16 protein-coding genes are annotated in these 13,787 nt (G+C 34.3%); 3 read left to right on the forward strand and 13 right to left on the reverse strand.

Annotated features, from left to right (window positions below; genetic code table 11):
- Positions 1 to 10 precede the first annotated feature (10 nt).
- Both G6O73_RS04295 and G6O73_RS04300 read right to left on the reverse strand, forming a co-directional pair.
- Positions 11 to 1,813 (reverse strand): PTS mannitol transporter subunit IIBC, encoded by a 1,803-nt coding sequence (locus G6O73_RS04295; protein ID WP_057886074.1) that lies wholly within the window; start codon positions 1,811 to 1,813, stop codon positions 11 to 13.
- A gap of 247 nt (positions 1,814 to 2,060) precedes the next feature.
- A complete protein-coding gene (locus tag G6O73_RS04300; protein ID WP_157056687.1) occupies positions 2,061 to 2,201 on the reverse strand; it encodes a hypothetical protein in 141 nt (46 codons plus the stop codon).
- 140 nt (positions 2,202 to 2,341) lie between these two features.
- Here G6O73_RS04300 and G6O73_RS04305 point away from each other — a divergent pair, with 140 nt between their 5' ends.
- Positions 2,342 to 3,160, forward strand: coding sequence for a glycosyltransferase family 8 protein (locus G6O73_RS04305; RefSeq protein WP_057886075.1), 819 nt, complete (start codon positions 2,342 to 2,344; stop codon positions 3,158 to 3,160).
- A gap of 59 nt (positions 3,161 to 3,219) precedes the next feature.
- Here the strand turns inward: G6O73_RS04305 and G6O73_RS04310 are convergent, their stop codons facing one another.
- From G6O73_RS04310 to G6O73_RS04350, 9 genes are all read right to left on the reverse strand, one after another.
- Positions 3,220 to 4,413: a DUF998 domain-containing protein gene (locus G6O73_RS04310; protein WP_057886076.1), complete on the reverse strand. Its 1,194-nt coding sequence runs from the start codon at positions 4,411 to 4,413 to the stop codon at positions 3,220 to 3,222.
- 66 nt (positions 4,414 to 4,479) lie between these two features.
- Positions 4,480 to 5,319, reverse strand: coding sequence for a polysaccharide deacetylase family protein (locus tag G6O73_RS04315; RefSeq protein WP_057886077.1), 840 nt, complete (start codon positions 5,317 to 5,319; stop codon positions 4,480 to 4,482).
- 25 nt (positions 5,320 to 5,344) lie between these two features.
- Positions 5,345 to 5,947: a LysM peptidoglycan-binding domain-containing protein gene (locus G6O73_RS04320; RefSeq protein ID WP_057886078.1), complete on the reverse strand. Its 603-nt coding sequence runs from the start codon at positions 5,945 to 5,947 to the stop codon at positions 5,345 to 5,347.
- Between the two features lie 92 nt (positions 5,948 to 6,039).
- Positions 6,040 to 7,209: an AI-2E family transporter gene (locus G6O73_RS04325; protein WP_057886079.1), complete on the reverse strand. Its 1,170-nt coding sequence runs from the start codon at positions 7,207 to 7,209 to the stop codon at positions 6,040 to 6,042.
- A gap of 34 nt (positions 7,210 to 7,243) precedes the next feature.
- Positions 7,244 to 7,444, reverse strand: a complete 201-nt coding sequence (locus G6O73_RS04330; protein WP_057886080.1) for a hypothetical protein — start codon at positions 7,442 to 7,444, stop codon at positions 7,244 to 7,246.
- A 355-nt stretch (positions 7,445 to 7,799) separates the two neighbouring features.
- Positions 7,800 to 8,396, reverse strand: coding sequence for a phosphatase PAP2 family protein (locus G6O73_RS04335; RefSeq protein WP_057886081.1), 597 nt, complete (start codon positions 8,394 to 8,396; stop codon positions 7,800 to 7,802).
- A 127-nt stretch (positions 8,397 to 8,523) separates the two neighbouring features.
- Positions 8,524 to 9,300, reverse strand: coding sequence for an ABC transporter permease (locus G6O73_RS04340; protein ID WP_057886082.1), 777 nt, complete (start codon positions 9,298 to 9,300; stop codon positions 8,524 to 8,526).
- A gap of 4 nt (positions 9,301 to 9,304) precedes the next feature.
- Entirely contained in the window at positions 9,305 to 10,222 is a 918-nt protein-coding gene (locus G6O73_RS04345) for an ABC transporter ATP-binding protein (protein WP_057886083.1), read from the reverse strand.
- A 159-nt stretch (positions 10,223 to 10,381) separates the two neighbouring features.
- A complete protein-coding gene (locus G6O73_RS04350; protein ID WP_057886084.1) occupies positions 10,382 to 10,792 on the reverse strand; it encodes an OsmC family protein in 411 nt (136 codons plus the stop codon).
- A gap of 454 nt (positions 10,793 to 11,246) precedes the next feature.
- Between G6O73_RS04350 and G6O73_RS04355 the strand changes: the two genes are divergently transcribed.
- Together G6O73_RS04355 and G6O73_RS04360 are read left to right on the forward strand one after the other, a co-directional pair.
- Positions 11,247 to 12,545, forward strand: coding sequence for a Y-family DNA polymerase (locus tag G6O73_RS04355; RefSeq protein ID WP_057886231.1), 1,299 nt, complete (start codon positions 11,247 to 11,249; stop codon positions 12,543 to 12,545).
- On the forward strand, positions 12,532 to 12,924 hold the full coding sequence (locus G6O73_RS04360) for an acetyl-CoA carboxylase (protein ID WP_219935209.1): 393 nt from the start codon (positions 12,532 to 12,534) through the stop codon (positions 12,922 to 12,924). Before G6O73_RS04355 ends, G6O73_RS04360 begins: the two co-directional genes overlap by 14 nt.
- On the opposite strand, the gene crcB is transcribed toward G6O73_RS04360, so the two are convergent.
- Both crcB and G6O73_RS04370 read right to left on the reverse strand, forming a co-directional pair.
- The gene (gene crcB / locus G6O73_RS04365) at positions 12,877 to 13,236 is read right to left on the reverse strand and encodes a fluoride efflux transporter CrcB (protein ID WP_057886085.1); all 360 of its coding nucleotides are present in this window, start codon (positions 13,234 to 13,236) and stop codon (positions 12,877 to 12,879) included. The two genes, G6O73_RS04360 and crcB, sit on opposite strands and share 48 nt — an antisense overlap.
- Positions 13,236 to 13,631, reverse strand: a complete 396-nt coding sequence (locus G6O73_RS04370) for a fluoride efflux transporter FluC (protein WP_157056688.1) — start codon at positions 13,629 to 13,631, stop codon at positions 13,236 to 13,238. Before G6O73_RS04370 ends, crcB begins: the two co-directional genes overlap by 1 nt.
- Positions 13,632 to 13,787 lie beyond the last annotated feature (156 nt).

The raw sequence follows: 13,787 nt of genomic DNA on the forward strand, positions 1-13,787 counted from the left end.
ACCATCCTTTTCAGGCAAGATGTTCAACAATATAATCATACTCTTTTGCTTCGAGTAAGTTATCAACACTTACTACCTGAATTTCAGTATAACGCAGTTTAAGATTTTTCTCTGCTTCCTTAGTTACAATTACCAAATGTTCCCGGCTATCATCTAAATCATCAATTTCCATATTTTCAACTGCTACATGTTTGCCAGCTTTTTTCAGACGATCTTTAAATAATGAAGTTGCCATTGTTGCCGACCCCACATGTTGATCGTGATGGATGAAATCAACTTCTTTAATTGCTGAGTAATTAAGTTGACTAACTTGATCTGAACTTTTAGCATCTTTTGAGCTGTTTTCTTCTTTTGTGGCTTGAGGATCAATCTGACTAAGTGTCTTCAAGTTTAAGACAATTTCATCATATTTACTACTGCTCAAGAAATTATCAACAGCGATATGCATCGCACTTGGTGTCTTTTGTTGAGCGCGATCAGCTAATTCCTCTTGGGTAACCACCAATAATCCATCTTCATCTTTCAAACGACTAATTGCAGTATTTGTTACAGGAATATTATTAATTCCAGCTTTTTTGACCTTATCTCTTAATAATGATGCTCCCATTGCTGATGAACCCATTCCTGCGTCACAAGCAAAAATAATTCTTTTAACATCTTTGTAAGCTTTAACCGACTGAGTAGCAGCTTGTGCTGAAGGAACATCTTTACCTTTCGAGCTAGCCTTCATTTGTTCCATTTTTGCCTGATTGGCGGATAAGTCACCTGTAGCAGATTTGTCAGCTTTTAGAATCAAAGAAGCAATAACAAATGATACAACAGCAGCAACAGCAACCCCAGTAAGAATTTGTAAATAATTTCCTTTAGGTGTCATTAACAACACGGCAATAATTGAACCTGGTGACGCAGCTGCTTTTAAACCGGTCCCTAACAGTGAGAATGTAAATGTTCCACTAACACCACCAGCGATTACTGCTAAAATTAAAGCTGGTTTCATTAAAACATATGGGAAATAAATTTCATGAATTCCACCAAAGAATTGGATAATTGCTGCACCAGGAGCTGATGCCTTTGCCATACCCTTGCCAAAAATCATAAAGGCTAACAAGATACCCAAGCCGGGACCTGGGTCAGCTTCAAGTAAGAAAAGAATTGACTTACCAGCTGACGCCGATTGTTGAATTCCTAAAGGAACTAAAATCCCATTACCAACAGCATTGTTTAAGAATAAAATTTTTGCAGGTTCAATAAAGATATTTGCTAAAGGCAACATATGAATCGAAATGATCCAGTCAACACCTTTACTGATCAAATTATTTCCAGCGATAACTAACGGATTAACAATAAATAATCCAAAAATTGCAAGTATCATTCCCATGATGCCACTGGAAAAGTTATCATAGAGCATTTCGAAACCGGTTTTAACCTTATCCTTAAATACCTGATCAAACTTCTTCATGCACCAGCCGCCTAATGGGCCCATAATCATAGCACCTAAGAACATTGGAATATTAGATCCGACGATTACCCCCATAACGGCAATTGCTCCAACGACCGCACCTCGTTCATCATATACCATGCGACCACCAACATAAGCGATCAATAATGGAATTAGATATAATTTCATTGGATCGATCAGAGTAGCAATCTTAGCGTTCGGCCACCAGCCTGCCGCCATAAAAATCGCTGTAATTAACCCCCAAGCGATCAATGAGGAAATATTTGGCATAATCATGCTGCTTAAACTAGTTCCGAATTTTTGAACTTTCGTTTTAAGCGAGCTCTTTTGTGTTTTTGTTGCTTTTGCTTCCATAGCAACCAACCTCCTTTACATTTATAATTATATGGCCTGATGTATCCGGTTACAATCAAAGCTAGCTTGCATTTCGGCACAAATAGTTGTGACATCATTCATGAATAAATTCACAAACAATTAATTGAATTAAAAAAACTCTAACAACGGCTTTTACCACTGTTAGAGTTTTCCAGATATAAGCAAACAAATTAAAACCTATTTGTGACCACAACATACAGCCATTAATTTATTGACTTGTTTAAACCTAAATGGTTTTTAGATCGCTTTTCAACGAATTAAGCACATTAACCATTTCAACGACACTTAAAAACTCATGTTTCTCTTGAAGAACAGTTTTGATATCATCAATATGGGCATCAATCGTTTCGCGTTCAACTTTGTTCATAGTATCACCTCCCAACTAAATTTTATCACATTCCGTCATTTTTTGTTAGGCTTACCAAAAAATATTTTAAAAAGCATTTTTTTAAGTTTGGCTAGCTATGATAAAATGGAGTTGAAAAGTTTAAATTCAAAGGAGTCATTATGGACAAAATAAATTTGCTTTTTTCAATTGACGACCATTTTGTAAACCAGTTAAAAACGCTGCTTTACTCAATCAAAGTTAATTCACCCGATTGTTATTTACATGCCTTTATTTTGCAAAAAAAATTGCATCGGCAAGCAGAAATACAAGATTTTTGTCAGAAAATAAAAATTGCTTGTACTATTTTGACGCTTAAAAAGGATAAATTTCATCGTGCACCACAGACTAAACGGTACCCAGAAACCATCTACTACCGTTTGTTAGCACAGAATTACTTACCCGCTGAGGTAAAAAAAATCATTTACCTTGATGCTGATATTTTATGTGTAAATAACATCCAATCTTTGTATCAAACGGATATCTCAGATTACTTATATGCCGCTGCTAGTCATTCACAATTGACAAATTTTACCAATGTCGTCAACAAGGTCCGCTTAAAGATGTACGAAGCAGAAGAATATTATAACTCTGGTGTTTTATTAATTAATGTTCCCCAGGCTCAAAAAGAAATTACTGTCAATGATCTACAAAAATTCATTGTTGAGAATCGAAATAATTTAATTTTACCTGATCAGGATATTTTGAACTCGCTTTATGGCGGTCGAATTTATTCAATTCCTGATCAAATTTATAATTATGATGCCCGAAAATCATTGGTATACGAAATGATCAGCGGTGGTAGTTGGGATTTAAATTGGGTTATTGAGCACACGGTTTTTTTACATTTTTGTGGTCGTGACAAACCATGGAAAAAAGATTATCGGTCTAAATTTGCTCTACTTTACAAACACTATTCGCATTTAGCTGCAAAAATTTAAAACTTTCTAAGCCAGCCCTCAAAAATTATATTTTGGGGGTTAAATTTTGTGACACAGCCCTAGACAGAATCTTTTTTGTCCGTAGTAACAATTATCTCTAATTTTAGATGATTAACGTTTTTTCCAGCCAACGTCTGCAAATGCTGTAGTAAAAGAAGCAGCCAAGCAAAAGTTAACATAAAAGCAATTAGTTCAAAAGCTGTCAGCGATAAGTAACCAATCGGTTGAAATAAAAGTGAACTAAAAATTAAAATTCCGGCTGTTGCATAAGATAATTGTTTAAATTGCCTTGGACTGTCCGGCAGCAAAAAGTTAACGGTCAAAATAATAATAATTAATACCCGAATCATCGTTGTTGCAGCATCAGTATGCAGACGATGCCAAACACCAGCATTATTTGCAAAGATTCCGACTGCTCCCAGACTAAGAGAAAAAATTGTCAGTAATAATCGTAAGATTAATAAACGTTTATTTTTTGGAAACTGTGTTTGTAAACTTGAAAATAAAAAGTCTACCAAAGCTAAGAACAAGAGTGCCGCTACAATTAATGTTAAATTAAATTGCCAGCTATTACTGGCCTTAGCCGTCCCCAAAAAACTAATATTGTATGTCCACCAATGCTTGTTGCTGTTGGTAATCATTGCTGCTAAGGCCCCACTAATAATTACCGTAATTAATAATTTAAAGATTGCATCAGCCGACAAATTGGCTACAGCATAAAACATTAAAAAATTAATAATTATACTAAACAAACTAAAAATAAATGTGGCCGTCCATAAATCAAATGAGAGCCCTTTAAAAATTGTTTCTAGAATCCAAAAAAAAGCTAATAAACCAATTGCCAAAATAATTACAAAAGAAGCAATAATCGTCGGCAAACTCCGCCAATACATTTTCTTACCAAACCATTGCTGAATTTGAGCACGATTTTTAAAGTAAAAGCAACTAAATAGCAGTGACCCGCTAATTGTCCCTAAAATGATTGTCCAATTAGCTAATGAGTCATAGCCAGAAAGAGGAATTTGTTGAACTTTTTTATGGATAAAGTAGCCAGTAAAAATAATGACAGAGATTAGTGATGGCAACAATAAGCCAAACCAACTGGTATTTTCTTTCAAAAAGTGCAAAGGATGGATTACCACACCAGTTGGTGAATTACCGATAAAGTCAACTTGCAGTTTCGTGTTTACAGGCAATTGGAGTTGTTTCATCTGTTGCTGATTTAAAATCAATTTAGCTGGTTGTTGTTTCAAATACCTCACCCTTCTAACAAAAATTAATTTCCAATAAAAAAATGGGTCGGCAGTATAACTGCCTGCTCACCCATTTGCGATTAAATACATAAATTGTGCAGTTGATAATCCTGGGGTAATCCGAATACGGTCTAGCGCAAAAAGTCCTTGCCGGTTATTAGCTAATCCTTGATGAGTTGTTAGACCAATTTCATAACCGCTTTTTTCAGCTAATTGGAGCGTCAATTGGTTGTATCGGCCAGCAGGATAAGCAACTACTTGAGTATTTTGGTTTAATTGAAGATCTAACGTTTTTTTAGACTGTTCTAATTCCTGCCATTGTTCTTTCATGGTCAGTTCATTTAAGTCCAATTGATTAACAGTGTGACTAGTAAAGCTGATTAAGCCAGTATGCTGCATCTGCTCTAACTGAGAATGAGTAATATAGCCTGACCGACTTTGAAAACTAGTTATATAATTGATTGTAGCTTGTAAATGATATTTTTCTAGTGTTGGCAAAGCTGCCGAATAGTTATCTTCATAACCATCATCTAGAGTGATCCAAACACATTTTTTCTGAGGCAAAGAATTGGTTTTAAAAGCTCTAACAGCTTGAGAAGCTGATAAGGTATAATAGCCAGCTTGCTTTAAAGCTGCCATCTCGTTTGCAAATTGTTCCGGTGGGACTCGCAACGAATTACCACTAGAAATACTATGATACATTAAAATTGGCAGTTCAATTGGTTGCTGATAGTGATGCCAAGTTGTTGTAGTTGTTCGTTTCTTGTTTGTTTTATGGATAACTCGGGATGAATGAGTGCTACTTGACTTTTTAGTAGTACTTTTTTGAGTACAGCCGCCCAATAAAAAGAGTATTCCCCCAAGAAACATTAGTAGAATACTTAAGTAAGTGCTAACTTTTTTCAATGATTCTACTCCTTAAAATTGACAATTAATACCAACTGTATGTTTCCCAATGTTTCATAGCATTTTCCCAATTACCATAACGTTCAGCAACATACTTTGCAGCAACTTTTTCTTGATTGGCCGAAGAATAATCACCATTTAGGTAGGCACTGTCCAACTGATACTTGCCGATGTATTTTCCATTTCGGGCATTATAATTTCCACCTGATTCATGTTGAACGATGTATGCTCGAGCCTCTTCTTCAGATTTATTGAGTACTGGCACTGTTATATTACTACTAGTTGAACTCTTTTGTGTATTTGAATTATTTGTAGTTTGATTAACCGAATAAGCTTGCGTCGCTTGAGTTGTCTTCGTAGAATTGGTAACCGGTACCTGCAATTTTTGTCCAATAAGAATCAAATTAGGATTTTGAAGATGATTTTTCTGAGCAATTTGTTGGACAGTACTACCATATTTTTGGGCAAATCCCCAGACCGTATCTCCCTGCTGTGCTGTAACAGCTTTAGTTGTCAATGCTGCCTGACTAGCAGCAAGTTGCTGCGCAAAATTAACAGTATTTGCACTGTTAGTTGTTTGATTATTAATTCGTGTTGTTTGATTTTGATTAATTCCAGAAACATTCATAAAAAAATCCCTCACTTTATTCAACTAACATTATAGCAATAAGTGAGTAGATTTGCAGTAATCTTTCAAAAATAACAGTAAATTAGTGAAACTTATTTATCAAGATATTTCTTTTTACTGAACTCAGTATCTTCATACTTCCCTTTTTCTCCAAAGAAACGATTATAACGTTGCTTGAATCTTCTAAATAAATAGATAACTAAAACTTTTATTAAACAGTATATTGGGATACCAAAAATTACTCCCACCAGCCCTAGCAGATCACCCATAACTAACAAAACCAGTAAAACTGTCAATGGATGAATTTGTAAATTATCACCCATAACTCGTGGGACAACTAACTGACCGTGAAGAAATTGGACGACAAACCAGACAATCACAAATTTAACTGCCATCCAAAATGAAACTTGAAAAGCTACAATCAACCCTGGTAGGAAGGCAACAAATGATCCAATATAGGGAATAATACTAAAAATACCGGCAGTCAAAGCTAAAATAGTGGCGTATTTAAGCCCAATTAGATAAAACAAAGGCCAGTAAATCAAGCCTAATATAATGGAAGCAACAATCTGACCTTTAAGATAACCACCAATTTGCTGGTTAACAATTGCTCCTAATTCATGAAAATCTGGTCGAAAATTTGGTGGAATAATTTTATTAACAAAGGTGAAAAATTTCTCTTTGTCTTTTAAAAGGAAGAAAGCTACGATTGGCCCAGTAAACAGTGTTAATAAAATAGTCGTTAGAACTGAAAACAAACTGCTAAAACCATTAACCCCCTGTTGGAGATACTGTTCAACGTACTTATTGACTTTAGATCCAGAAATATCTGTTGATTTAACTGAGTGTTGTATTTCACTGCTAAATGGTAAGCCATTGATGAAACTATTAAATTTTTGTTGAAAACTGGTTAAAATTGCCGGAAAATTTTGTAAAAATTCTTCTAGCTGATTACGAATTGAGAAAAACAAACCAATACCAGCCAACACCAGTAGAATCAAGATGATACAGTAAATTAGTGAAATAATCCAAGTTCTACCTAATTTTTTATCAAGTCTTTTTACTAATGGGTTAAGAACATAATATAAAACTAAACCTAAAACTAAGGGCGGCAATAGGGTTCCTAAAATGACTATCACAGGCTCAAAAACAAATTTAACTTGATAAAAGATCCAAATTACAACCCCTATTAAGCCTAACATTAATACTGTATATAAAGAATTATTGCCTCCAAGAAATCTAATCCATTTACTTTCCTTCATAAAAAAACTCCCCCCAATAAATTTTAAATAATTATTAGTGATTATGCTGATTTGAACTGAACAACAAAGACAATAATAAAATAATTGTCATGATTATTGCAAAGATAAAGCATGCAATTCCACCAATAATAACCATTTGAAAAGGGAATCCCCATGATAAACCAAAAAGAATTGCAAACATTAAGAATAAAGCAATGATAATTAAAATTAAGTAGGTTTTTTGTGCTGAAGACAAAAGATGATCCTCCTATGCTGTCAATTGTATTCATTAATTGTCTACTAAATTCATATCTTTTGCAAGTTAATGTGCTTTAAAGTACACAAAAAGGGATACGACTTCTCGCCGTATCCCTGAACCGGTCTATTTATTTAGATCCGTACGTTATATCCAAATTTACAGGATAGCTACTATTCTCGAAGATTGAAACCAAGTCAAAATTTACTCATCTACTATTAATCGTCAATTAGACCGGTTCGGTAAGGAGCCAACTCCCCACTTTTTCTCGAAGCCAACTCTTGGGCTATAATTGAGGTTTGCTCCTTTACAACCTCATTATATGAAAACGCTTTCTAAATGTCAACCATAAAATTTATTTTCTAAAAATTAAATTTATTAATGTTCCCCAAATGATAGCTAGCCAAACTCCGCCAATTACATCACTAAAATAATGTACTTGCAAGTAGAGTCGAGATAGTGCAACTAAAAACCAAATTAGAAATAGAATTATTTGAACTATTACTTTTTTTCTTTCTGAAATTCTTAAATTTTTTAAAATGGTTTGACTAGTTACTATTACCAATGTAATTTCAAAAACATGAGCGCTTGGGAAACTAAATCCCGTTGCATGAACTAAAGAATTAGCTGGACGAGGTCGCTTGATAATGACTTTTAACAGTTCCATTATCAAATATCCGCTCAATAGATCGAACCAATAGCAACGCAAAGTGAATTTTTTTAGAAATTCAGTTATTGCAGCAGTATAAATTAAAACTAGTAGAGGGGTAAATAAACGTGCAATTATAATAAAAAAGTGCGTTAAACTCGGTTCAATTAATGAATTAAAAAAATTAGAACTTTGGTTATCTAACTTAGCTATCCAAACTGACTGTTGACTGATGTTCCAAACAAAACCACCAAATAAAAATAAATTAATCAGCCAAAGGACCCAGGCCTTTTTTTTCTGCAATTAACCGAACCTCCTTATGAGCTAAGGCAATGTAATTTTTATTATTTTCTAAATACAGTAAAAATGATGTACCAAAATTTATATTTTGATACATCATTTTAAGAATACAAATTCTGCCTAAATTTCACTAGACATTGCGTCGCCGAAAAGCTAGAAAACCTAATCCTAAAAAGATTGCAATGTATACTAAATTGCCAATTACCATTTCTTGAGTCGATAGCATTGTCAATAACTTGTAAATCTTTCCGTTTAACATTTGATTAGGAAGATTCAGCATATTAAATGGATTCCACTTCAGCCATTCCCACTTAGTCATTAAAGCAAACATGATGGTCGAAATTATACTAGTAGCAAAATAGCCAATGATTCCAACCGTGATTGCAGCTGCAGTTGTTTTAAAAATATTAGCCAACAACAACACTAAGCTCAATAGTAGCCAAAGAACCAAAAAATTGCCCAAATATGTCAAGCCTGCAGCCGCTAAATAAGAGTAATTGTTCTGATATATATCGGTTAGGTTAAAATCACCACTAAACAATATCAGCTGTAAAATAAGTGAAATCAAAAATGTCGCTAAATAATAAACTATTGAATAAAGTAACATTGTCAACCACTTGCTAATCAAAACCATTCCTCGTGAATATCGGCGGTAAAATAATTCTTTAATTGTTCCATATTGAAACTCCATGGCAATAATTGAACTACAAGCTGTAATCATAATAAAAACAATCCAGCCTAAACCACCAAACCCACTGATAAAAATTGTTTTTGAATCTATGGAAGTACTATTAGCCTTGGCGAAAGCTGCTAATGCAATCATTAAAACTAATTGCAGGATTGCTAAAATCACCGTGCTTTTTTTATGAATTAACTTAAATAATTCTTGTTTAACTAACGTAAACATCTAACTACTCCTTTGTCTGTTGTAATTGATCTTTTCCTAATAAAGCTAAAAGTGATGTTTCCAAGTCGCTATGCTGGTGCTGAACATCAAGAATATTAATTTGTTGATTAGTCAATACTTGAATAACTTTAGCTAACTCACTTTCGTCATTTTGTTCTAGCTTAAGCTGTTTTGCAGTCAGTTCAACTTGATAGCCAGCAGCAGTTAACACTTGTTGGGCTTGCGTGTTATTATCAGTTTTCAAAAAGATGAAACTTTTCCCAGTTGCTGCTAATTCTTCAATTGAAGCTTGTTTAATAATTTTCCCTTGATCAATAACAACAACTTCTTGAACAATCTTTTCTAATTCACTTAAAATATGACTAGAAATTAAGAAACTTGTTCCTTGTTTAGCTAAACTTAAAATTAAATCTCTTAAATCTCGAGTAGCTTGTGGGTCCAAACCGTTCATAGGTTCATCTAGAATAACTAGTTCTGGATGATTAAGTAATGCCAGAGCAATTCCCAACTTTTGCTTCATCCCTAACGAATAGGACTTAGCTTTACGCCGAACATAAGCACCGATTTTTAATTGGTCAATCACTTGCTCAATGCGTTGTTGCTTATCTGTTCCTGTTGCAAACAATTCCAGGTGTTGATATCCAGTCAAAAAGGGATAAATTCCTGGATACTCAATTAAAGCTCCGACATTATCTAGAGCTTGATGAGCAGAAACAGTTATTGGATTTTGCTTAATTGTAATTTGACCACTTTCACATGAAAAAAGGCCCAAAACAGCTTTCATAATGGTTGTCTTTCCAGCGCCATTGGGTCCTATTAAACCAACAACTTCACCTGGTGCAACATTAAAAGAAACATTTTGAAGCACATGTTTTTTACCAAAAAACTTATTCAGTTGATTAACTGACAAAATATTTTCCATCTAAAAAATACTCCTTTATAAATACTAACAACTTGATCTGCTACCTTAACACTAACTTCAAATTCTAACATAAAAATTATTTAAAACCAATTCACCACTTTTAACCTGAGAAAAGAATAAACTGAGACAAAAATTCATCTCAGTTATTAATCAAATGTCTTAAAATTCAAAGTTTATTTCAATTGCAGGATCAAGCGATGAATGAATTGTACAATATTTAATTACTGATCGCATAAAATGTTGTTGATCAGCTAAAGCTAACTCCGTTTCAACCTCAAAATGAACATTGATTTCAGCAACTTTTGATGTTTTATCAGGAGCACGCTTCACTAGGGCTGATGTCGTAACTTCAAATTTTTTTAGTCCAATTTCTGGATGCTTTCTGGCCATACTTTTAGCTGTAATAGATAAACAACTATTAAGAGCCGCTAATAAATATTGAACCGGATTTGGGGCAGCGTCTGTTCCCCCTGCCTTAAGCGGTTCATCGGCCAAAATAACATGTTCTCCAATTTGAGTACGAACCTGATAACCAACATCTTTTAAAACTGATTTAATCTGATATGCCATTTTGAATTCCTCCTTAATTGATCAGGCGTTTGCAAATTTTGAAATAAAATTACATTCCGAAACTCATTATTGCATCAAAGATAATCATGCAAAATAACTTGTGACGCAAAAGATACATTACGTAACAGTATAGCTAGCTTGATTATTTTCATCAACTAGTAAATCTAGCTGATGAATTTTCCTTGTAATAAACTAATGTTTTGTAAGTTTATTTAGGTATGCTGTCATTATACCATGTTTTTGATCAACATTACCCAACCAATAACCAACCAGTCCGTGACGATTAACTAAATCAAGTTTATAACATCAGTAATTGATCAGCTGCAATTTTCTTTGATGTAATTTAAATTAATTAATGAATTGACTCTAAAAATAGAATAGTTTCATCCTTAAAATCATGCTTGATTATGCGAACATACGTTTGTATAATCAACTATAAAGGGAGGTGGATAATATTAATTACGCAACCGAACCACATGGTGTCTTTTTTTTAATCGATAATAAGTCATTTTATGCAAGTGTGGAGAGTGTTGAACGTGGGTTAAATCCTTTGCGGTCAATTTTAGTTGTCATGTCTGAACAGGAGAATACCAATGGTGGATTGGTTCTGGCCACTTCACCGCAAGCAAAAAAATTATTTGGGATTCGCAATGTTGATCGCTGGCGTGATCTTCCAAAAGACCCACGTTTGATGGTTGTACCACCTCGAATGAATTTATATATTAAAAAAAACTTAGCAATTAACCAAATTTTTTCACAATTTACAACAAAAGAAGATATTTATCCGTACTCAATTGATGAATCAATTTTAGATATGACTCATGCTTGGAAACTCTTTGGTAAAACACCACAAGCAGCAGCTCATCAAATTCAAGTTACAGTAAAAAAAGAATTAGGTTTATACACAACTGTTGGAATTGGAGAAAACCCACTACAAGCCAAGTTAGCTCTTGATTTATTTGCTAAAAACTCTCCTGAGCTTTTAAGCAGTTTAACGTACCATTCTTTTACCACTAAAGTTTGGCCAGTTACTAAACTGACTAGTGTTTGGAGTATTGGTCATCGAACGGCTGGTCACCTGCAACGGCTTGGAATTAACAGTATTGGCGAACTAGCTCACACTGACCCTTTGGCCTTAAAACATGAATTTGGCATTATTGGAACACAGCTATTCGCTCTGGCTTGGGGGATTGACCGTAGTCAACTTACAGAACAATTATCACCACAAGGAAATAGTCTAAGCAACTCTCAGGTGCTACCTCGAGACTATTTCCTAAAAAACGAAATTGAAATCGTTATTAAAGAAATCTGTCAGCAAGTAGCTGCCCGAATGCGGTATCGTCATTTATGCACCGACTGCATTCATCTCAGTATAGGCTATTCTTTAGCCGCAATTTCCACTACTGGTATGAGTGGCTTTTCCCACGAGAAAAAAATTTTGTTGACTGACGATAGCTTTCAGCTTGAACAACAACTAGTTAATATGTTTAGTGAATTTTGGAGCGGTGATCCCGTAAGAAAAATTAGTGTCAGTTTTAGTCATTTAATTAGCAAACGAGCTGATCAACTAAATTTATTTCTACCACCTAAACAGCAACTTAAACAAATTGCTTTTAATCGGCTAATCGATCAAATTCGGGGTCAATTTGGAAAAGGATCAATTATGTATGCAGCTAGTTTGGCTCCCGGTGGAACTTTCAAGCAACGAATTAATCTTGTAGGAGGACATAATGGCGGAAATGCCTTCAAATAATCAAGCAATTAAAGAAACTTACTTAATTAGTCAACGAATTGCCCAGCACTTCCATCCGCATACTAAAGCACGTTACCAAATTTTAGTGGTTAACAATCGATTTGATCAAGTTTTTAATTTCTTTTTTGAGTTACAACGTTCTTCACAATTACCACATTCTTTTCCGCTACATCAGGTTACTTATTATGATTTAGCTTTTCTGGAAAAAATCATTCAGCTTCTACAAGCTGAATATGGATTTACATTTACTTTTAGAAATTTCACTGGACTATTTTGGCCAAGCACCCAGCAAAAAATTTCAAAACACTTTCGCTTTAAACTGGCTAATAACCTATTTAACAAAGATAACCTGGCCAATAATAACTCCCAAAATAGCTAATAACAAACCAATTAAATAACTTGCTAGTGCATATGCCAATTCTAGTCGCTGATCATGTGAGCGGTGTAAAGCTAGCAACTCAACATTTAAAGTTGAAAAAGTTGTATAACCACCTAAGACACCCACACCGAGAATTAAGTAAAGTGATGAGGCTAGTTTGCTACCAAATAAAAAGCCTAACAAAAATGAACCAGTTAAATTAATTAAAAGGGTTGCCCAAGGCCAACCAGACTTTTTCTTTAATGATTGTGTAATTAAATAACGGCAAATAGCACCGCATGAAGAGCCTAATCCAATAAGTACAATTAACATTATTTTTCCTCCCGCTTAGTTTGCAGTTGCTGACCAGCTTGAATACCAAGGAATATCCCCCACTTAGCTGCCAACCAGCCTCCAACGATGCTGAGGATTAAATATCCGAGAGCTAAACCCACTTGACCGGCCAAAAATAGCTTGATATTATCCAAACAGAAACTAGAGAAAGTTGTAAAAGAGCCAACAAAACCGGTTCCAAGTCCTAAAGAAAGCCAAGAAGCAACTTCACGAAAGTTGAGCCAAAAGTAAGTCAAAAAACCTAATAAGAAACAACCAACTAAGTTAACAAGAATGGTTCCCCAAAAAGAAAGCTCAATCCCGATAAAATATCGAAGTAACCCACCAATAGCCCCAAAAAAGGCAATACTTAATAAACATTTAAATTGATTCAAAATTTTTCTCCCTCTCATGCTAATTTATACAAAAAAGACACTCCACCTGTTCTTTAACAGGCAGGCGTCATCAATCTTACGATATTACGCGAACACCATCGCGATTTAATTAAAAATCAAATTAATCAGAACATTTTCATTATACCCAGTAAGCAT

It is taken from the genome of Liquorilactobacillus nagelii DSM 13675, from assembly GCF_019444005.1.
GTDB lineage: Bacteria > Bacillota > Bacilli > Lactobacillales > Lactobacillaceae > Liquorilactobacillus > Liquorilactobacillus nagelii.